The organism is Lentzea kristufekii, from assembly GCF_033949925.1.
Classification (GTDB): Bacteria; Actinomycetota; Actinomycetes; order Mycobacteriales; family Pseudonocardiaceae; genus Lentzea; species Lentzea kristufekii.
This window is the reverse complement of the sequence record NZ_JAXAVV010000007.1, coordinates 75,007-94,086: the sequence shown is the minus strand read 5'-3', so window position 1 is coordinate 94,086 and position 19,080 is coordinate 75,007. Positions and strand designations below refer to the sequence as shown.

Sequence of the window (19,080 nt, the reverse complement as noted above, 5' to 3'; positions counted from 1 at the left end):
ACCGGCGGGCCGTGGCTCACAGGTCGGCCAGCGGTACCGGCCTGCCCAGCAGGAACCCCTGCGCCTGGTCGCACCCGAGCGTCCGCAGGATCTCCAGCTGCTCCACCTGCTCCACCCCCTCGGCGATCACGGTCATGTCGACCGCGTGCGCCATGGCGATGATGCTCGTGACGATCGCCTCCGCCTCGTCGGACCGGCCCAGCCCCGTCGTGAAGGAACGGTCGATCTTGAGCGTGTCCAGCGGCAGGGTGAGCAGCTGCGCGAGTGACGAGTAGCCGGTGCCGAAGTCGTCGATCGCCAGCCGCACGCCCAGGTCGCGCAACGCCGTGAGGGTGCGGGCTGCGAGCGCCGGGTCGCGGGTCAGGGCGCTCTCGGTGATCTCCAGGCACAACGAGCTGGGGTCCAGCCCCGCCTTGTGGGTGGCGTGCCGGATCGCGGACACCAGCCACGGGTCGTCGAGCTGGCGGGCCGACAGGTTCACCGTCAGCTCCAGGCCCGGTGCCAGGTCGGCGATCTCACGGGTGGCGGTGTGCAGCATGTGGGCGCCGACGATGTTGATCAGGTCGCTCTCCTCGGCGAGGGTGATGAACTCCGCCGGGGAGATGAGGCCGTAGCGCGGGTGCGTCCAGCGCAGGAGGCCCTCGACGGCGGTGCGCTCGTCCGTGCGGAGGTCGACGATCGGCTGGTAGGCCACCCACAGCTCGTCGCTCAGCGGCGCCGTGCGGAGGTCCTGTTCCAGCTGCAGCCTGCGCTGGATGCGGTCGCGCAGCTCGACGTCGAAGAACGCGATGCGGCCCCGGCCCCTGGTCTTCGCGTGGTACATCGCGAGGTCGGCGTCGCGGAGCAGGTCGGCGCCGTCGCGCGGGTCTCCCGGTTCGGCCAGCACGATGCCGACGCTCGCGTCGACGTGCAGCCGCCGGCCGTCCACGGAGATCGGCCGGTTGAGCTCGGCGCGGACGTGGTCGGCGAGGGAGGTCGCCTCGTCCGGGCCGGCCACGCCGTAGGCGATGACGGTGAACTCGTCGCCGCCGAGCCTGCCCACGACGTCGCCGCGGCGGGAGCTGCGGCTCAGCCTCGACCCGACGACCCGCAGCACCTCGTCACCGGCGCTGTGGCCGAGGGAGTCGTTGATGACCTTGAACTTGTCCAGGTCGATGAACAGCACTGCGGTGAGCCCCGACCGGTGGGCCCTGGCGGCGGGGCTGAGGCGGTTGATCGTCACCGTGCGGTTGCACAGGCCCGTCAACGCGTCGTGCGTCGCCTCGTGCTCCAGCTGGCTGTCGATCATGCGGCGTTCGGTGATGTCGGTGAACGAGATGACCGTCGCCGAGGGCGTCATCCCGTCCTGGGTCAGCGCGCGGGCGCTCAGCGACAGCCAGACGTGGCTGCCGTCGGGACGCCGCGCACGGAGGATCCGGCCGTGTTGAGCCTTGCCGGTGGCGCGGGTGATGGCCGACGCGTACTGCGCGTGCGGGACCGGCTGCCCGGACTCGTCGTACAGCTCGGCCAGGGACGCGGGCTGGCCGATCACCTCCTGGGCGCGCACGCCGAGGATCCGCTCGGCCGCGGGGTTGACGGACTCGACGAGGCCGGTGGCCCCGACGACCAGCACGCCCTCCTCGATGGCCGCGACCACCGAGGTGAAGTGGTGCTCGGCCCGCCGGCGCGCGGTCTCGTCGGCGCAGATCAGCACGTACCCGCCGTCCATCCGGGCGACCGACACCCGCACCGCCAGCGCACCGCCGTCGGAGCGCCGGTGCACCGCGTGCACCACGCCTCCGGCCTCCAGCACCTCCAGCGGGTCCAGCGGCGCCCCCACCACCTGACCGATGGACTGCCCGATCGCCTCGGCCGCGCGCCGGCCGTAGACGTTCTCCGCGCTGCGGTTCCAGCTGGTCACGACGCCGTCGGAGGTGGTCGCGATGAGCGCGTCGCTGACGTGCGCGGCGAGGGCGGCCTGGTAGCGCAGGACCGCCGCGGCCGCCTTCTGCTCGGTGACGTCCCGCATGATCACCTGGAACGCCGGCCGGCCCTCCCACGTCGTGCGCACGGAGACCGACTCGATGTCGGTGGTGCCGCCGTCGAACCGGACCAGCACGGCGTCGGCCGGGTCGCTCGTCGCGCCCGGCTCGGTCAGCTTCGAGATCCGCTGCATCATGTCCTGCTGCGAGTCGGGGTGCACGAAGTCGGTGATCGGGCGCCCGACCACGTCGGACTCGGACCGCGCCCGCACGAACTGGACCGCCGCCGGGTTCGCGTACACCAGCAGGCCCGCCTCGTGCACCACGATCGCCTCGGGGGCGAGGTCCACGAGCAGCCGGTAGCGGTCGGCGAGGTCCGCGAGCTCCTGCTGCTGGACGTGCCGCCGGGTCACGTCGGCGACGACGCCGACCAGGGCGCGGGCCGGGCCGTGGGTCGAGACGCGGGCGCGGAACTGGAGCCAGCGCGTTCCGATCGGTGTTTCGAGAGGTTGTTCCAGCTCGAAGTCCTGCCACGCCGCCGCCTTCGTGGCCACGTTCAGCGGTGCGGTCAGCTCGGCCAGCCGGGCGCGCACGGTCTCCTCGTCGGCGCCGGGCACGCCGATGACCGCGTCGAGGCCGGGCATCCAGCCGAGCTCGCCGGCGTCGAGGTCCAGCCACCACACGACGGCGGCGCCGACCGAGAGCGCGAGCTCGACCAGCAGTTCCTGATCGAACCCGGCGTCGCCGATCAGGCCGCTCACGTCTCGGCCCCCAGATCCGGGTGTTGGCACTGTGAAGTCCTACTACACACTCGACCAGAGCCGCATCCGTCTGGCGTGAACATGGTGAGCCGTTATATCCGGTCGCCGGGACCGCCCGATGATCAGGGTTCGCTTCTGACAGTCCACTGTGGACGGTTGAGCGCCTTTCCGCAAGCCGGTTTACACCGTTATCCTTCCCCGAAGAGGTGTCGGCCCTCAGTCTGGGGGAGCTGGATATGGTCGCGCAAAGCATGGGCATTTGCGGAATCGGCGTGGTCAGCGCGTACGGGTGGAACCGCCGGTCGCTCTGGGAGGGACTGATGAGCGGCAAACCCGCCGCGTCGATCGTCCCGGAGCTGAACCGGTTCCCGGGCGACACGGTCTGGGCCGCGTACGTCGCGCAGGGCGGTGACCCGGTCGACGGGCCGAGCCGCTTCGCGCGTGCCATGCGAGCCGCCGCCAGGGAGGCGATCGACGACGCGGGCGCTCGCGGCTGGCGTCCCGGTCGGAGGGTCGGGCTGCTGCACGCCGTCGTGCTGGGCGAGGTGGACCTGTGGCGCGACTTCTACGTCACGCGCGGTGGCGAGTTACCCGTGCACGACTACTTGGCGTTGATGCCGTCCACGCCGATGTCGACGTTCATGCAGGAATACGGTTTCCACGGCCCCGCCATGAACGTCTCGGCGATGTGCGCGTCCGGCAACGCCGGATTGATCACGGCGAAAGCGTGGCTGGACGCGGGAATCGTCGACGACGTCGTGTTCGTCGCAACGGATCTGTCTCTGACCCCGGAGAACGTCTCCCACTTCGTCCGGTTGGGAGTGGCCATCGTGGACGCGGAGCCGCTCGACGCGTGCCGCCCGTTCCAGGAGGGCAGCAGGGGGTTCGTGATGGGCGAGGCGTCGGTGGCGTTCGTCCTCTCGCGAAACTCGGTCAACCCCTACGCCCTCACTCTCGGTGGCGCGATGTCTCACGACGCGTACCACGTGACGTCGATCGATCCGCGGCTCGACCAGGTCACCGCGTGCTTCACCGACGCACTCGACAACGCCGGGGTGAGCGCGGCCGACGTGCGCTACTTGAACGCCCACGGTCCGGGCACGGCGCAGTGCGACACCGCTGAAGCGGCGGTGCTGGACCAGCTCTTCGGCCCGGACACCGGGATCTACTCCGTGAAGCCGCTGACCGGGCACTGCCAGGGCGCGGCGTCCGCGATCGAGGTCGCGGTGACGGCGATGGCGTACGACACGGGGACGATCCCGGCGTCACCGGTCGTCGCACCGGCACATCCCCGGCTGCTGGACGGGCCGACGCCGTTGCGCGGCGGCCTCACGATCAAGTCGTCGCTCGGCATGGGCGGCCACAACTCGGTGGTGGTGCTGGCGCCACCGGCCTGAGGCATTGCGTTCTACCGCAATGGGTGTCGCCGCGGCCCCGTGGTCCCTACGGTCGGCCTGATGTGGAAGCTGATGACGGCGGCACTCGCGGTGCTGGCGAGCGTGGTGGTCCCTGCTCAGAGCGCTGCGGCGGCCGAACGGTTCTGGGAGCTCCAGCTGAACCTGTGCAACAGCGGGATCGCCGGCTGCTACCGGCAGGGCCGTTCGGTCACCGAGGCCGGAGACCTGATCGTCCGCCTGCGACCGGACCTCGTGACGCTGAACGAGATCTGCCGCAACGACCTGCCGGACCGCCTCGTCCCGTCGATGGTCACGGCCTGGCCGGGTGACCGCGTCTACCAGTTCTTCGCGCCCGCGCTGAGGAAGGACACCGGCACGCCGGTGAAGTGCACCAACGGCCAGGACTACGGCAATGCGGTGATCGGTCGCGTGGCGGCGGCGGACTACCAGGGCGTGAAGACGTGGACCGGCAGGTACACCAGCCAGGACAGCGGCAACGAGCAGCGGACGTACGCGTGCGTGTACGCGATCGGTGACCACCTGGGCTGCACGACCCACCTGTCGGCGTCGAGCGAACCGGTCGCGCTCGCCCAGTGCCGGTCCCTGCTGTTCGACGTGATCCCGCAGATCAGGGCGGCGGAAGGCTTCACCGGCAGGACCGTCGTCGGCGGCGACTTCAACCTGGAGTACGACACCTCCGACCCGGAGAACGCCCAGAACTGCGTCCCGCCCGGCCACGTCCGCAAGGGCGACAACAGCGTGCAGCACGTCGTGTTCTCCCACGACCTGACGTTCGTCAGCACGCAGAAGTACTCGATGCGCTACACCGACCACCCCGGCTTCCTGGTCCGCCTGACCAGGCCCTGAGCCCGGCCAGGCGGGACCTCGTTCAGCAGGCGGGGAAGAACGCCCTGGTGCCGCCGGTGGCCTGCCGGTCGCTGAACCGGCATCCGAACCGCGGATCGTCCGTCCGGCGCACGTCGTCACCGGCCGGCCGCTTGCCCCGGTCCACCCACGTGGTCAGGTCGCTCCACGCGGTCCCGGCCTCGGCGGGGGAGAACTCGCAGTGGTCGACCGTGCGGATGGCGCGCTGCACCACCAGGTGGGTGCGGCCGAAGCGGGCGGCGTCGTCGCGGTAGTCCTGCTCCATCGAGAACGGCACGAACAGGTCGCCGATCCCGTGCAGCGACACGACGGGAGCACTCGGCAGGCCCTGCACGGCGGGGATCTGGGTCAGGGCCCACGTGTGGCGCGCGACGGGGTTGGCGGCCCGGACCCGTTGCACGGCCGCGTTGACGTCCACCGGCGAGTTGGGCCGGTAGCGGGTGGTGAGGTTCGTGGCGATCTGCAGCGGGTTCTCCGCGAGGCTGGTGGTGGAGGAGTTGGTGACCAGCCCGAACAGGAAGTCCTTCCAGTAGGCGTAGGCCGCCTCGGTGCCGGGCCGAGCACCGCCGGACAGGGTGGCGACGATGGCCTTGAACTGGTCGTCGCGGCCGGCCAGCGCTTCCTTGATCCGGGGCACCACGACGGTCGCGTAGTCCGGCGGCAGCGGGTAGGCCTTGATGCCGGTCAACGCCTGCGCGACGAGGTGGTAGCTCAGGAAGTAGTCGAACAGCTCGTGGTCGCCCAGCACCCCGCACATCGGCAGCGCACCCGCGTAGAACCCCGGATACTGCTCCAGTGAACGGGCGATGACGTGCCCGCCCATGGACGCACCGGCCAGGAAGACCTTCGACGGCCGCTGCACCTTCCGCGCGAACAACGCGGCGAGTTCACGGGTCGTCGTGACACCGGCCCGGACGTCGTAGGCGTTGCTGTAGTAGGAGGACGCGGCCCACGCGTAGCCCTCGTCGAGCCAGCGCTGCCGTAGTCCGAACGGCGGAGCGTCGACGGTGAGGACCTTGCCGTCACCGCGATAACCGTGCGCCCACATCGCGAGCCGCCCGTTCCAGCGCGGCGGCACCTCGATGATGTAGCCGGCGTGGCTGTGCACGCCCTGCAGGACCTTCGCCGGCTTGCCACCGACCAGTGCCGGGGCGAGAGGCGGGTTGACGATCGTGTAGCCGGGCAGCGGCTGATCGCCACCGCCGGTGGCCGCCGCCGGCTGCGCGACGACGGACACGAGGAGGAACGACAACGCGACGCTGAGCAGTCGTCTCATGTCCGGGGACGCTACCTGCGGGCGGGCGTCGGCGACAGGAGTCCGTTCGGCCGTACGGCGATCGGCTCACAGGAAGAGGTCCATGGGGGATGCGGCGGGTCGCGATCCGGACAGCTTGTAGTAGAGCGCGTAGCACTGGCCGTCGGTCAGCGTGCAGAGGTAGTCGAGGATGCAGCGGTTGGTGTTGCCGCCGCTCGGCGCGTACGTGGTGATCTCGTCGCGCAGCCTGCGCGGGAGGCGTTTGAAGTCGGCGTTGGAGTTCTTCCACCGCAGGAGGTACTTGACGAGCTCGCGCAGGATTCGCTGCTGGCCGCGTTGCAGCAGAGCGATGTCCGGCCGCTTGATGACGAAGTTCTTCGTGACCTCCTTGAGCAGCTGGACCTCGTGCCACGCCTCCGCGTCCAGCGCGATGTACGGGCCGTGCGTCCAGAACACGTCGTCGCTGATCTCGACGCTGTTGATGTACTTGCCGATCAGTTTCGACCCGGCGGAGCGGGCCCGTCCGACGGTCTGGACGCCGCCGTCGTTCTTCGCGGAGAACGAGGCCTTGAGCTCCTCCTTGACGACCTTGACCGCCTTGGCGAAGAGGTCCTCGCTGAAGTAGTCGGGGTAGTCGATGCCGAGCCGGTCCCGGAGCTTGCGGAGCAGGCCGTCGTCCTCGTCGAGGCGCAACTCGTCGAGCACCGCGCGGACGTCGAGGATGCCGGCGAGGTAGAAGTCCTCCAGGTCGTGGATCGCGTAGGTGATGTCGTCCGCCACGTCCATGATGGACGCTTCGAGCGACTGGGTGTCGGGGAGGAACCCCTCGATGTCCGCGATGAACTCGCGCGCTTTGTCGAAGTCGTCCTTCTCCGACCGGTACACGCTGAACTTCCGCCAGCGCCTGCGGTAGTTCGCGTCGTTGCGCAGCTTGGCGCGGTGGTCGTCCTTGAGGGTCGGGTCGCGCTGCCAGGGGTACTTGGCGATCGCGACCAGCGTGGCGCAGGTGAGGTTCAGGCCGTGGTAGTCGTTGCTGCGCGTCTCGCCGAGCAGCACGGTGCGGAACGTCTGCGCGTTGCCCTCGAAGCCGTCCGGCAGCCGCAACAGGCCGCGCGCCACCTTGTCGAGGGTGATCTCGCCGATGTGGCCGAACGGCGGGTGGCCGAGGTCGTGCGCGAGTGCGGCTGCCTCGACCACGTCCGCGTCGATGCCGCCGAGCCGGACGACGAGTTCACGCGCCGGCTTGTCGTGCAGGAGGCGCTCGGCGATGCTGCGCGCCACCTGGGCGACCTTCTCGGAGTGCGTGAGCCTGTTGTGCATCAGGGCCATGTCCTCGAACGGCGTCACCACCTGGGTGACACCGCCGAGCCTGCGCCAGGCGACCGAGTAGAGGATCCGGTCGCGGTCGCGGCGCGCCTCGGAGCGCGTGTCCTGGGCGCCCCTGGCGTGCCGGGGCACGACCAGCCTGGCGTGGCGGCGGGGGTCTCCGCTGGTCAGTCGTACCAGTTCGTGTTCGGGACGGTGCCCGTCGTCCTTGGTCATGGCGCATGGTGACGTGCCGTGGTTGACCGGTTGTCGACCGGTTGTGGATGCTCCGGTCAAGGGAAAAGTTGGCCGATATGTGCCACCCCGACCACCTTGCCGCAGGTGCGGCGTCTCATTAGCGTCATTTCCGGTAAGGCCGAATTCCCTTCTGGCACAACGGTTGCCGGAGCCCCGGAGGACTCGATGGTGAGCTCGCCCGCGCGTGCGAACGCGCTGCTGTCCGTGCAGGGGCTGGTGAAGCGCTTTCCCGGCGTGACCGCGCTGGGAGGTGTGGACTTCGACGTCCGCGCGGGGGAGGTCCACTGCCTGCTCGGGCAGAACGGCGCGGGCAAGTCGACGCTGATCAAGGTGCTGTCCGGTGCGCACCGTCCCGACGAGGGCGAGATCCGCTGGCGGGGCGAGGTCGTGGAGTTCGGCGACCCGACGGCCGCGATGCGCAGCGGTGTGGCCGCCATCTACCAGGAGCTCGACCTCGTGGCCGGGTTGTCCGTGGCGGACAACGTGTTCCTCGGCCACGAACTGTCCACAGCGGGCTTCAGCCGGCGGGCGGAGGCGCGCCGCAGAACGCGTGCGCTGCTCGATCGTCTGGGGCACAGGGACATCTCGCCCGACCGTGACGTCGGCCGGTTGTCGGTGGCGCACCAGCAGGTCGTCAGCATGGCCCGTGCGCTGTCGCTGGACGGGCAGCTGCTGATCATGGACGAGCCGTCGGCCGTGCTGGACCCGGACGAGGTGCGGGTCCTGTTCGGTGTCATCAGGGAGCTCACCGCCCAGGGGGTGGCGGTGATCTACATCTCGCACCGGCTGGCCGAGATCAGGGAGATCGGCGACCGGGTGACCGTTCTCAAGGACGGCCGCACGGTCGCGACGGGTCTGCCCGCCCGTGAGGTGAAGACCTCGGAGCTGATCTCGTTGATGACCGGGCGGGTGCTGGACAACGTGTACCCGCAGCGGTCACCTCTCGACCCGGCCGCACCCGAGGTGCTGGTGGTGCGCGGACTGGCCGACGGCGACCGCTTCGCCGGCGTGGACCTCACGGTCCGCGCCGGTGAGGTGGTCGGGCTCGCCGGTCTCGTGGGATCCGGACGCTCGGAGATCCTGGAGACCGTCTACGGCGCGCGCAAGGCGGCCGAGGGCACCGTGGAGGTCGACGGCAGGCGCCTGCGACGAGGAAGCGTCGGCGCCGCCGTGCGCGCGGGAATGGGGTTGTGCCCCGAGGAGCGCAAGAGCCAGGGGCTGCTGCTGGACCAGGCCGTGTACCGCAACATCACCGTCTCGTCGATGTCGTCGTTCGCGAAGTTCGGGTTCCTGGACGACCGCGCCGAACGGGTCCGCTCGAGCCAGCTGACCGAGGCGCTGGACGTCCGGCCGGCCGGCGTCGACCGCGTGGTGCGCGGACTTTCCGGAGGCAACCAGCAGAAGGTCGTGCTCGCGCGGTGGTTGCTGCGGGAGTGCCGGGTGCTGCTGCTGGACGAACCCACCCGCGGCGTGGACGTGGGGGCGCGCAGCGAGATCTACGAGCTCGTCCGTCAGCTGGCCGACTCCGGTGTCGCCGTGGTCGTCGTCTCCAGCGACGTCGAGGAGGTGCTGGGCCTGGCCGACCGGGTCCTGGTGGTGCGCGAGGGCCGGGTGGTGCACGACGGCCCGGCCGACGAGATCGACGAGTCCCGGGTCCTCGACCTGGTCATGGAAGGACAGCCCGCATGAGCGAGGACACCGCCGCCGTGCCCACGCAGCAGCAGACGCCCCCGGTCGCCAAGGAGTCCGGCATCACGGCGCTGCTCGGCTCCCCGGCAGGCCGCAACACCGGTCTCGTGGTCGCACTGGTCCTGTTGTGCATCGGCGGTGTGGTCACCGCGGGCGACCGGTTCGCCGACATCGACAACGTGCTCACCATCCTGCGGCTCGCGGCGGTGATCGGCGTCGTCAGCATCGGCATGACGTTCGTGATCACCGGCGGCGGCATCGACCTGTCGGTGGGCGCGATCGTCGCGCTCTCCTCGGTGTGGGCGACAACCCTTGCCACGCAAGGGATCGCGAACGACACGCACTGGATCGTCATGGTGTTCACCGCGTTGCTGGTGGGCGGTGCGTGCGGACTGGTCAACGGCGCGCTCATCGCCTACGGCCGGGTCGTGGCGTTCATCGCGACGCTGGCGAGCCTGGCCGCCGCCCGCGGTCTCGCCGAGATCATCTCCAACCGCAAGACGCAGATCGTGAACGTGCCGGGCTTCGCCGCCTTCTTCGACGCGTCGGTGCTCGGGACACCGGTGCTCGTGCTGATCTTCGCACTGGTCGCCGTGGCCGGGTGGGTACTGCTCAACCGCACCACGTTCGGGCGGCGGACGTTCGCCGTCGGCGGCAACCCGGAGGCGGCCCGGCTGGCCGGCATCGACGTGCGGCGCCACACCGTGATGCTCTACTCGCTGCTCGGCCTGTGCTGCGGCCTCGCCGCCGTCATGCTCATCGCCCGCACCACGACCGGCAGCGCAACCCACGGCGGCTTGTACGAGCTCGACGCGATCGCCGCGGTCGTCATCGGCGGCACCCTGCTCTCCGGTGGCCGCGGCACGATCGCCGGCACCGTCTTCGGCGTCCTGATCTTCACCACGCTGTCGAACGTCTTCACCCTCAACAACCTCTCCATCTCCGCCCAGGCCGTCGCGAAGGGCGCGATCATCGTGGTCGCCGTCCTCCTCCAGCAGCGGCTCGCCCGACGCAGCGGCGCTTGAGGCCGCCACCACCACCGCCGCACTCCGAGGAGATAGAAACCCATGCAACACAAGAGAGTCGTCCGATTCGCCGCCGTGCTGACACTCGGCGTCGCGCTCACCGCGTGCACGGGCAACACCCCCGAGCCCCAGGGCGGCGGGAACCAGAGCGGCGGTGTGAAGGTCGCCAACGACGAGCCGGGCAAGAAGGTCGTCATCGGCTTCTCCGCACCGGCCGCCGACCACGGCTGGATGGCCGCGATCACCGACGCCGCCAAGAAGGAGGCCGGCAAGTACTCCGACGTCGAGCTGCGCGTCGTCGAGGGCACCAACGACCCCAACCTCCAGATCAGCCAGGTCGAGACGTTCATCAACGACAAGGTGGACGCGATCGTCCTGCTGCCGTTCGACGGCGCGGCGCTCACCCCGGTCGCGCTGAAGGCCATGAAGGCCGGCATCACCGTGATCAACGTCGACCGCCAGTTCGACAGCCCGTTCGCGGCGCGGTCCACCGTGCTCGGCGACAACTACGGCATGGGCGTGTCCGCCGGCACGTACGTCTGCGAGCGGCTCAAGGACAAGCCGGGCTCCGTGGTCGCGGAGATCGCCGGCATCGACTCGCTGCCGCTGACCCAGGACCGCAGCAAGGGCTTCGCGGAGGCGCTCGCGGGCTGCGGGCTGAAGGTCAGCAACCGCGTCGCCGCCGAGTTCACCGTGGAGAGCGGTGAGCGCGCCGCCGCGAACCTGCTGCAGGCCGCACCCAAGATCGACGCCCTCTGGAACCACGACGACGACCAGGGTGTCGGCGTCACCGCCGCCATCAAGAACTCCGGCCGCAGCGAGTTCTTCATGGTCGGCGGCGCGGGATCGGCGAACGTGATGCGGGAGATCAAGGCGGACAACGGCCCGCACAAGGCGACCGTGATCTACCCGTCCACCCAGGGCGCCGACGGCATCCGGCTCGCGCGGCTCGCCGTGCAGAACAAGGCCCTCGGCGACCTGGTCGAGGTGGAGGTCCCCCGGCAGGTCCAGCTCTACGCCCCGGTCGTCACGAAGGACAACGTCGACCGCTATTTGCCGACCGCCTTCGAGTCCTGAGAAACCGAGAGGACCGCATTGTGACGACGCCGGAGCTGGGCATCGCGATGATCGGCCACGCCTTCATGGGAGCCGCGCACTCCCAGGCGTGGCGGGTCGCGCCGCGCTTCTTCGACCTGCCGCTGCGACCGGTGATGTCCGTGCTCTGCGGCCGCGACGCCGAGCGCACCGCGGCCGCCGCCGAACGCCTGGGCTGGGCGGAGGCCGTGACCGACTGGAAGTCCGTGCTGGACCGCGACGACGTGCACGTGGTGGACATCTGCACGCCGGGTGACACGCACGCCGAGATCGCGGTCGCCGCCCTGGACGCGGGCAAGCACGTGCTGTGCGAGAAGCCGATGGCCAACAGCGTCGCCGAGGCCGTCGCCATGGCCGAGGCCGCCGAACGCGCCGCGCAACGCGGGGTCCGGGCCATGGTCGGTTTCAGCTACCGGCGGGTGCCCGCCCTGGGCCTGGCCCGCGACCTGGTCGCCCAGGGCAGGCTGGGGCGCATCCACCACGTGCGCGCCCAGTACCTCCAGGACTGGATCGTGGACCCGGCCGCACCGCTGTCCTGGCGGCTGGACAAGGAGAAGGCGGGCTCCGGCGCGCTGGGTGACATCGGCGCGCACATCGTGGACGCCACCCAGTTCGTCCTCGGCGACACCATCAGCGAGGTGATGGGGACGCTGGTGACGTTCGTGCCGGAGCGTCCGCTGGCCTCCACGCACTCCGGTCTGTCCGGTACCGCCGCAACAGGGCAGACCGGTCCCGTCACCGTGGACGACGCGGCGCTGTTCCTGGCGCGCTTCGCCGGTGGCGCGCTCGGCTCGTTCGAGGCCACGCGCTTCGCCAACGGCCGCAAGAACGCGCTGCGCATCGAGATCAACGGCTCGAAGGGCAGCCTGGCGTTCGACTTCGAGGACATGAACGTGCTGGAGTTCTTCGACGGCACCGAGGACTCCGCCGTCGCGGGGTTCCGCCGGATCATGGTCACCGAGCCGGAGCACCCGTACGTGGGCGCCTGGTGGCCCGCCGGGCACGGCCTGGGCTACGAGCACGCGTTCACCCACCAGGCCGTCGACTTCGTGCGGGCGGTGGCCGCGGGCACCGACCCCACGCCGACGTTCGCCGACGGACTGCGGGTGCAGCAGGTCCTCGCCGCAGTCGAGGCCAGCGCCGAATCCCGCACGTGGCAGCAGGTTTGAGCAGGGTTTGAGGAGGAGACCGGAGATGGCACGTCCGATCACGCTGTTCACGGGCCAGTGGGCCGACCTGCCGTTCGAGGAGGTCGCCCGGCTGGCCTCCGGCTGGGGCTACGACGGCCTGGAGATCGCCTGCTGGGGCGACCACCTCGACCCGTGGCGGGCCGCGGAGGACGACGACTACGTCGCGGACCGGCTCGCGATCCTCGCCAAGCACGACCTGAAGGTGTGGGCGATCTCCAACCACCTCACCGGCCAGGCCGTCTGCGACGACCCCATCGACGAGCGGCACCAGGGCATCCTGTCCGCCCGCAACTGGGGTGACGGGGACCCCGAGGGGGTGCGGCAGCGGGCGGCGGAGGAGATGAAGGCGACCGCGCGGGCCGCGGCCAGGCTCGGCGTCGACACCGTCGTCGGGTTCACCGGCTCGTCGATCTGGAAGGCCGTCGCGATGTTCCCGCCGGCGCCCGCCTCGATGATCGAGCGGGCTACCAGGACTTCGCCGACCGCTGGAACCCGATCCTGGACGTGTTCGACGAGGTGGGCGTGCGGTTCGCGCATGAGGTCCACCCGTCCGAGATCGCCTACGACTACTGGACCACCGTCCGGGCGCTGGAGGCGATCGGGCACCGGCCCGCGTTCGGCCTCAACTGGGACCCGTCGCACTTCGTCTGGCAGGACCTCGACCCGGTCGGGTTCCTGTGGGACTTCCGCGACCGGATCTACCACGTCGACTGCAAGGACGCCCGGCGCCAGGTCGGCAACGGCCGCAACGGGCGCCTCGGCTCGCACCTGGCGTGGGCGGACCCGCGGCGCGGCTGGGACTTCGTCTCGACCGGACGCGGTGACGTGCCGTGGGAGCAGTCGTTCCGGATGCTCAACACCATCGGTTACTCCGGCCCGATCAGCGTCGAGTGGGAGGACGCGGGGATGGACCGGCTCACCGGTGCCCCCGAGGCGCTGGAGTTCATCCGCCGCAACGCCTTCGACCCGCCGTCGGCCTCGTTCGACGCCGCGTTCAGCTCCGGCGGGTGACGACCGCGAAGCGCCTTCCCCTGCCGATGTGACAATTGTTCGATGGAGAGCACCTTGGGTGTCGAGGCGGGTTCGCCGGCCGCAGTGCTGCGCATGCTGATGGACGGCAGCCCGCGCACCCGAGCGGAGATCGTGGCCGCGACCGGCCTCGCCCGTTCCACCGTGCGCGCCAGGCTGGACCTGCTGGTGGCCGCCGGCCTGGTGACCGGCAGCGGCACGGGGGAGTCGACGGGCGGCCGTCCGGCCGGCAGGTTCGGCTTCAACCCCTCCGCCCATCTCGTGCTCGCCGCCGAGGTGGGCGCCACCCACGCCACCGTCGCGATCTCCGACCTGGCCTGCCGGCTGCTGGCCGTCGAGCAGGTGGACCTCGACGTGGCCGACGGCCCGGAGGCCATACTCCCGCTCCTCGTCACGACCTGGCGCTCGTTGCTGCTGACCGTCGACGCCGCGGAGATCGCCGGTGTCGGTATCGGCCTGCCGGGCCCGGTCGAGCACTCCACCGGCCGCCCGAACAACCCGCCGATCATGCCGGGCTGGGACGGCTTCGACGTCCCCGCGGCCATCGCGGCGGAGTTCGGCGTGCCGGTCCTGGTCGACAACGAGGTCAACCTCATGGCCCTGGGCGAGCACACCGCCTCGCACCCGGACGTGCGGCACATGATCGTGGTGAAGGCGGCGACCGGTATCGGCGCCGGCCTGATCAGCAACGGCGTCCTGCACCGCGGCGCGGCGGGTGCCGCGGGCGACCTCGGCCACATCAGGGTGCCGCAGGGCGGCGAGGCGCTCTGCCGCTGCGGCAACACCGACTGCCTGGAGGCGGTCGCCGCCGGCCCCGCGCTGGCCGCGAAGCTGCGCGACCTGGGCCACCCCGCGGACTCGACGGCCGACGTGGTCGCCCTGGTCAGGGCCGGCAACCTCGAGGCGGGCCGCGTCGTGCGGCAGGCGGGCAGGGACATCGGCGAGGTGCTCGCCGGCTGCGTGAGCATGTTCAACCCGTCGCTGGTGGTCATCGGCGGCCTGCTCGCGGAGGCGGGCGAGATGCTGCTGGCGGGCGTGCGCGAGTCGATCTACCGCCGTTCGCTCCCGCTGGCCACGGAGAACCTCCGCATCGTCGCGTCGGGTGCCGGTGTGACCGCCGGAGCCCTGGGCGCGGCGGCGATGGTAGTGCGGCACGTGCTGTCGCCCGAGGTGCTGGACGCTCGGCTGGGCGAGGTCGCCGCCGGTAGCGCCGCGCCTGAAGTGCAGCTTTCCTCCAGCGCCACCTAGGCGCGTCGCTTCCACGGATGTCTGTCCCGCCGAGGGGCAGTGATCACGCATGCCCAGGTAATGGCGGCCTTCATCCTGAAGATGGGTGCATCTTGACAGCTAAGTGCCGACTTTTGATTGACGGCCGCCAATAGTCCGGCATACAGTCGCCCTATGACTGTGACCCGCGTAACACCGGGGGTGGTCACCCACCTGACCGTGGGCCAGGAGCCCACGATGGCGACTCAGCGCCTGCTGTGGCTCATGCGCACCGGCGCGACCGACCGCGCGATCGCGCGCGAGCTGGACGTCAGTCTGCGCACCCTGAACCGGCGCATCGCGCGCCTGCAGTCACTGCTCGGCGTGCAGTCGAGGTTCCAGCTCGGCATGCTCGCCGCCGAGCTGGAGTGGTTCGCGGTGCCCCCGCGGGCGCAGGCGGCGGGGGAGTGAACGACGGCTCCCGCGCGGGAGCCGTCGTGCCGGTGGCGTGGGACAAAGCAGGTTGCCGGAAGTTGTGTCCGTTACTCGCCCGGCGGACATGCGTCCGGCTCCATGGCGTCTGCAAGTACCACCAACTCAACATCAACAGGCACTTCGCTACCACCAACAGGCCTGTTCTGGCCTGAGGGAGGTACAACGGTTCGGCGGGCGAGCGGCGGGCTGGGTGTGGTTGACGGCGATTCGATCATGAGTTGGTGGTACTTGCAGACGCACTCGGCGCCACCGAGCCCAGATGTTCCGGACAACACCTCTGGTCAGGTGCTTAGATGCCGCAGCTAGGTGCGGACCAGAAGCGGCTGGACTTGTGCGCGACGTGCACGTGGTCGTTGTGGCCGGTGTAACCCGGGCCGAGGATCTCGTTGAAGCCGTGGTTGCGGGCCTGCTTCGCCAGCGCGCAGAAGCCCTGGGCTCCGGCGCCCAGGTCGACGGCGTCGCCGTAGAGGTGCCGGCTTCCGGCCGCGCCGCCGACGGCGTTGTTGCACGAGACGCTGCGGAAGCCGCCGTTGACGTCGATCGGCCTGTCTCCCATGGCGTGCCGCATCGCCTGCAGCTTCCACATGGACACCAGGGCGTTGGCGCGTGCGGTCGCCGCCGAGACGTTGCCGCCCGACCAGTCGGAGTTGCAGTTGTTCAGCTCGTCGTAGGAGAAGTTGACCGGCGTGCAGTCGTTGTCCTGCAACGCGTAGATCTTCGAGAACGTCGCGGACCCGGCGATGCCGTCGGCGCCGAGGCCGTAGGCCTGCTGGAACCGGGTCACGGCCGCCTTGGTGGCGGGCCCGAACTGCCCGTCGAGGCCCAGCACGCCGCCGTAGCCGGGGTAGCCGGCGACCCGGATCTGCAGCTGGCGCACGTCCTCGCCTGACGCTCCCTCCGACAGGGTGCGTCCCCAGGTGTAGCAGGCGTCGGCGGTCGTCACGGGGTCCGCCTCCGCTGCCGCGGCAGGGGTGACGACCACGGCGGAGAGCAGGGCGAGGACCGGTAAGAGGAAACGGAGCTTCATGACAAGCGGCACCTTTCGATCACAGGGAGGTGCAGCGTGTCGAGTCCGCGCCGGGTCTGTCAATGAGCAACCAAATGAACTTCGAGTGTGGCGACGAGAAACCACCCGAACAGCCGTCACGACAAACGCCGTCAACGTCCACAAAGGACTGATGTCAGCCCTCGTCGCTCCCGAGTGCGATCTGCAGCAGGTCGCCCAGGTGGTCGAGCTGTGCGGCCGACAGTCGGCTGAACGACGACTCGACGATGCCGTCGGCCAGTGCCTGTCCCTCGGCTCGCAGCCGGGCGCCCTCCTCGGTGAGGCGGTGGCGCACGGCCCGTCCCGGACCCGGAACCCGTTCTATCAGCCCGCGATCGGCCATGCGCACCGCCAGTGAGCCGAAGGACTGGTCGGTCTGGAACGTCAGCACCGCGAGGTCGTGCAGCGAGGCGTCCGGCCGGCGGTCCAGGTGGCGCAGGGTGTCCCACTGCACGAGGGACAGCCCGAGTGGCGCCAGGGCCTGGCTCAGCGCGCGGTGGTGGCGGTGCTGCAGGCGTTTCACGGCGAGCGCGACGTCGGCTGGACGGTGCTTCACGCCGTCCAGCTTAATCAACCATGCTTATATAAGCATCCTTACCTAAGGTTGCTTATATGACTCAGGCGTACCTGCTCCTGCACGGCGGGGGCGGCGCCCCCACGATGACCGCGTTCGCCGCGTTGCTGGCCGACCGCACGCAAGCCGAGGTGCTGGCGCCCACCCATCCCGGGTTCGGCGGCACCCCCAGGCCGGCCGAACTGACCAGCGTCCGCGAGCTGGCGCGGTACTACGTCGCGATGCTGGACGAGCTGGACCTCACGGACGTCGTGGTGGTGGGCAACTCGTTCGGTGGCTGGCTGGCCGCCGAGATCGCGCTGTGCGCGAGCCCGCGCGTCAGCGGCGCCGTGATCGTCAACGGGATCGGCGTCGTGGTCGTGGTCGCCCCATGACCGACGTCAGCGGCCTGAGCGCCGCCGAGATCCGCTCGTTCTCGTTCCACGACCCTGCGAAGCTGCCCGTGCCACCCGCGGGCGGTGCCGAGCCCGGACGTGCGGGCGCTCATCGGGTACGCCGGACCGTCCATGTCGGACCCCTCGCTGCTCGGCAGGCTCGCCGACGTGAAGATTCCCGTCCACGTGCTGTGGGGCGAGAGCGACCGCATCGTCGATCCCGCCTACGGCAAGGCCTGCGCGGCCGCGATCCCGTCGGCGACGTTCACGCTGCTTCCCCGCACCGGCCACCTGCCGCAGGTCGAGACGCCCGAGGAACTCCTCGCCGCCGTGGCATCCGTCCTGTCCGGCTCGTGATGCCTCAGCCTGGCCGGTGCCCGGCGAGGAACCGGTGCACGACGGTCTCGGGATCGGCGGGCGCCTGGGTGGCCCGCTGATCCACCCTCCGCGCGATGGCCCGCATCATCACCGGCCCGACCAGCGCGAAGAACGTGTGCCGCGGCGGTTCGACGACGAGGGCGCCTCGTCGCTGGTGGTGCAGGATCACCGCGTCCACCCGTTCCAGCAGCTTCTCCGGTTCGGTGAGGACCGCGGCCACCTCCGGGCTGAACTTCGCCTCCCTCATGAGGGTGAGCACCACGCCGCCGCGCGTCTCGTAGAGCCGGGAGTAGTAGCTCACGATCGTGACGAGGTCGGCGGCCACGTCGTCGCCCGGTGTGTCGAGATCGAGCGCGAAGCCGGTGAAGTTGCTGCGCACGGCCTGCCGCAGCAGGTTCTGCTTGGAGGTGAACCGGCGGAACAGCGTCGCCTCGTTGATCCCGGCGGCGTCGGCGATCGCGCGGGTGGTCGCCCGTTCGTACCCCTGTTCGGCGATCACCGCCAGCGCCGCGTCGAACACCGTCTCGTCGGTCACCCGGCCGGCCACGCGTCCTCCTCGATGTATGCAAGTGGGCACTTGCATCAGCGTGACAGGATGGCTACCTTGTTTGCAAGTGACCGCTTGCAATTCAGCCTACCGAAGGACAGGGCCCATGGCCGACACCAGCTTCCCGGCTCGCTCCTCAGTTCTCGCGCCCAGTGCCGGAGAGGTCGTCGTCGGCCTCCTGGGTTCCGCTGTGGTCTCGATCGCGGTCAACGCCCTGATCGCCCTGGTCGCGGGCAAGTTCATCCCGGCAGGCACCGAACGCATGGGCCTCGCCCTCGCGGAGTACGCGCCCGCCACGGTGATCGGCGTCCTGCTCGGCACGCTCGGCTGGTACCTCGTGCGCCGCTCCGCCCGCGACCCGCGGCGAGTGCTGCGCGTCCTCGTGCCGGTCGTCGTCGTGCTCTCGTGGATTCCGGACCTCGGCATCCTCGCGGGAGGCGCCTCCGTGGTGAACTCAGTCGCGCTGATCGCGATGCACACCGTCGTCGCCGCCACCACGGTGCCCGTGCTGGCGCGCGTTCTGCCGCTGCCCGTCCGGTGAACCCGCCGGGCCGGCCTCCTCGGTGAGCCACGTGGCCGGCGCGGGCCGCACAACGTCCGAACTCGTGACC

General features: G+C 70.4%; 15 protein-coding genes and 2 pseudogenes. 11 read left to right on the top strand and 6 right to left on the bottom strand.

Going from position 1 to position 19,080, the window contains the following annotated elements:
• Positions 1 to 16: 16 nt before the first annotated feature.
• A complete protein-coding gene (locus SK571_RS16345) occupies positions 17 to 2,722 on the bottom strand; it encodes a sensor domain-containing protein (protein WP_319984934.1) in 2,706 nt (901 codons plus the stop codon).
• Positions 2,723 to 2,958: 236 nt separating this feature from the next.
• On the opposite strand from SK571_RS16345, the gene SK571_RS16340 reads away from it, so the two are divergent.
• Positions 2,959 to 4,119, top strand: a complete 1,161-nt coding sequence (locus SK571_RS16340) for a beta-ketoacyl synthase N-terminal-like domain-containing protein (protein WP_319984933.1) — start codon at positions 2,959 to 2,961, stop codon at positions 4,117 to 4,119.
• Positions 4,120 to 4,179: 60 nt separating this feature from the next.
• Entirely contained in the window at positions 4,180 to 4,986 is an 807-nt protein-coding gene (locus tag SK571_RS16335; protein WP_319984932.1) for an endonuclease/exonuclease/phosphatase family protein, read from the top strand.
• Between the two features lie 22 nt (positions 4,987 to 5,008).
• Here SK571_RS16335 and SK571_RS16330 read toward each other — a convergent pair whose 3' ends face one another.
• Both SK571_RS16330 and SK571_RS16325 read right to left on the bottom strand, forming a co-directional pair.
• Positions 5,009 to 6,280: a hypothetical protein gene (locus SK571_RS16330; protein WP_319984931.1), complete on the bottom strand. Its 1,272-nt coding sequence runs from the start codon at positions 6,278 to 6,280 to the stop codon at positions 5,009 to 5,011.
• A 66-nt stretch (positions 6,281 to 6,346) separates the two neighbouring features.
• Positions 6,347 to 7,801 (bottom strand): deoxyguanosinetriphosphate triphosphohydrolase family protein, encoded by a 1,455-nt coding sequence (locus SK571_RS16325; protein WP_319984930.1) that lies wholly within the window; start codon positions 7,799 to 7,801, stop codon positions 6,347 to 6,349.
• A 186-nt stretch (positions 7,802 to 7,987) separates the two neighbouring features.
• On the opposite strand from SK571_RS16325, the gene SK571_RS16320 reads away from it, so the two are divergent.
• From SK571_RS16320 to SK571_RS16285, 7 genes and pseudogenes are all read left to right on the top strand, one after another.
• Positions 7,988 to 9,511 carry a sugar ABC transporter ATP-binding protein gene (locus SK571_RS16320; protein ID WP_406601990.1) on the top strand — a complete coding sequence of 508 codons (1,524 nt, stop codon included), beginning with the start codon at positions 7,988 to 7,990 and terminating at the stop codon, positions 9,509 to 9,511.
• Positions 9,508 to 10,536 (top strand): ABC transporter permease, encoded by a 1,029-nt coding sequence (locus SK571_RS16315; RefSeq protein WP_319984928.1) that lies wholly within the window; start codon positions 9,508 to 9,510, stop codon positions 10,534 to 10,536. Before SK571_RS16320 ends, SK571_RS16315 begins: the two co-directional genes overlap by 4 nt.
• Before the next feature lie 42 nt (positions 10,537 to 10,578).
• Entirely contained in the window at positions 10,579 to 11,613 is a 1,035-nt protein-coding gene (locus SK571_RS16310) for a substrate-binding domain-containing protein (RefSeq protein WP_319984927.1), read from the top strand.
• A gap of 47 nt (positions 11,614 to 11,660) precedes the next feature.
• Positions 11,661 to 12,800 carry a Gfo/Idh/MocA family protein gene (locus tag SK571_RS16305; protein WP_319985111.1) on the top strand — a complete coding sequence of 380 codons (1,140 nt, stop codon included), beginning with the start codon at positions 11,661 to 11,663 and terminating at the stop codon, positions 12,798 to 12,800.
• A 25-nt stretch (positions 12,801 to 12,825) separates the two neighbouring features.
• A pseudogene (locus tag SK571_RS46410) lies at positions 12,826 to 13,832 on the top strand (sugar phosphate isomerase/epimerase family protein).
• Positions 13,833 to 13,874: 42 nt separating this feature from the next.
• Positions 13,875 to 15,098, top strand: coding sequence for an ROK family transcriptional regulator (locus SK571_RS16290; protein ID WP_319984926.1), 1,224 nt, complete (start codon positions 13,875 to 13,877; stop codon positions 15,096 to 15,098).
• A gap of 153 nt (positions 15,099 to 15,251) precedes the next feature.
• Positions 15,252 to 15,527, top strand: coding sequence for a helix-turn-helix domain-containing protein (locus tag SK571_RS16285; protein ID WP_319984925.1), 276 nt, complete (start codon positions 15,252 to 15,254; stop codon positions 15,525 to 15,527).
• Positions 15,528 to 15,840: 313 nt separating this feature from the next.
• Here the strand turns inward: SK571_RS16285 and SK571_RS16280 are convergent, their stop codons facing one another.
• Together SK571_RS16280 and SK571_RS16275 are read right to left on the bottom strand one after the other, a co-directional pair.
• The gene (locus SK571_RS16280; protein WP_319984924.1) at positions 15,841 to 16,578 is read right to left on the bottom strand and encodes a D-Ala-D-Ala carboxypeptidase family metallohydrolase; all 738 of its coding nucleotides are present in this window, start codon (positions 16,576 to 16,578) and stop codon (positions 15,841 to 15,843) included.
• Positions 16,579 to 16,732: 154 nt separating this feature from the next.
• Positions 16,733 to 17,152, bottom strand: coding sequence for a MarR family winged helix-turn-helix transcriptional regulator (locus SK571_RS16275; protein WP_319984923.1), 420 nt, complete (start codon positions 17,150 to 17,152; stop codon positions 16,733 to 16,735).
• A 56-nt stretch (positions 17,153 to 17,208) separates the two neighbouring features.
• On the opposite strand from SK571_RS16275, the pseudogene SK571_RS46405 reads away from it, so the two are divergent.
• Positions 17,209 to 17,901, top strand: a pseudogene (locus SK571_RS46405) (alpha/beta fold hydrolase).
• Positions 17,902 to 17,905: 4 nt separating this feature from the next.
• Here SK571_RS46405 and SK571_RS16260 read toward each other — a convergent pair.
• The gene (locus tag SK571_RS16260) at positions 17,906 to 18,469 is read right to left on the bottom strand and encodes a TetR/AcrR family transcriptional regulator (RefSeq protein WP_319984920.1); all 564 of its coding nucleotides are present in this window, start codon (positions 18,467 to 18,469) and stop codon (positions 17,906 to 17,908) included.
• A gap of 106 nt (positions 18,470 to 18,575) precedes the next feature.
• Here SK571_RS16260 and SK571_RS16255 point away from each other — a divergent pair, with 106 nt between their 5' ends.
• Positions 18,576 to 19,010 carry a DUF6069 family protein gene (locus SK571_RS16255; protein WP_319984919.1) on the top strand — a complete coding sequence of 145 codons (435 nt, stop codon included), beginning with the start codon at positions 18,576 to 18,578 and terminating at the stop codon, positions 19,008 to 19,010.
• Positions 19,011 to 19,080: the final 70 nt, after the last annotated feature.

What these genes read in the sequence shown, in the direction of transcription:
- SK571_RS16280 (WP_319984924.1), bottom strand. Translation starts at nt 16,578, where the DNA reads ATGAAGCTCCGTTTCCTCTTACCGGTCCTCGCCCTGCTCTCCGCCGTG.
- SK571_RS16315 (WP_319984928.1), top strand. Translation starts at nt 9,508, where the DNA reads ATGAGCGAGGACACCGCCGCCGTGCCCACGCAGCAGCAGACGCCCCCG.
- SK571_RS16310 (WP_319984927.1), top strand. Translation starts at nt 10,579, where the DNA reads ATGCAACACAAGAGAGTCGTCCGATTCGCCGCCGTGCTGACACTCGGC.
- SK571_RS16335 (WP_319984932.1), top strand. Translation starts at nt 4,180, where the DNA reads ATGTGGAAGCTGATGACGGCGGCACTCGCGGTGCTGGCGAGCGTGGTG.
- SK571_RS16305 (WP_319985111.1), top strand. Translation starts at nt 11,661, where the DNA reads ATGATCGGCCACGCCTTCATGGGAGCCGCGCACTCCCAGGCGTGGCGG.
- SK571_RS16340 (WP_319984933.1), top strand. Translation starts at nt 2,959, where the DNA reads ATGGTCGCGCAAAGCATGGGCATTTGCGGAATCGGCGTGGTCAGCGCG.
- SK571_RS16290 (WP_319984926.1), top strand. Translation starts at nt 13,875, where the DNA reads ATGGAGAGCACCTTGGGTGTCGAGGCGGGTTCGCCGGCCGCAGTGCTG.
- SK571_RS16325 (WP_319984930.1), bottom strand. Translation starts at nt 7,801, where the DNA reads ATGACCAAGGACGACGGGCACCGTCCCGAACACGAACTGGTACGACTG.
- SK571_RS16320 (WP_406601990.1), top strand. Translation starts at nt 7,988, where the DNA reads ATGGTGAGCTCGCCCGCGCGTGCGAACGCGCTGCTGTCCGTGCAGGGG.
- SK571_RS16330 (WP_319984931.1), bottom strand. Translation starts at nt 6,280, where the DNA reads ATGAGACGACTGCTCAGCGTCGCGTTGTCGTTCCTCCTCGTGTCCGTC.
- SK571_RS16255 (WP_319984919.1), top strand. Translation starts at nt 18,576, where the DNA reads ATGGCCGACACCAGCTTCCCGGCTCGCTCCTCAGTTCTCGCGCCCAGT.
- SK571_RS16285 (WP_319984925.1), top strand. Translation starts at nt 15,252, where the DNA reads ATGACTGTGACCCGCGTAACACCGGGGGTGGTCACCCACCTGACCGTG.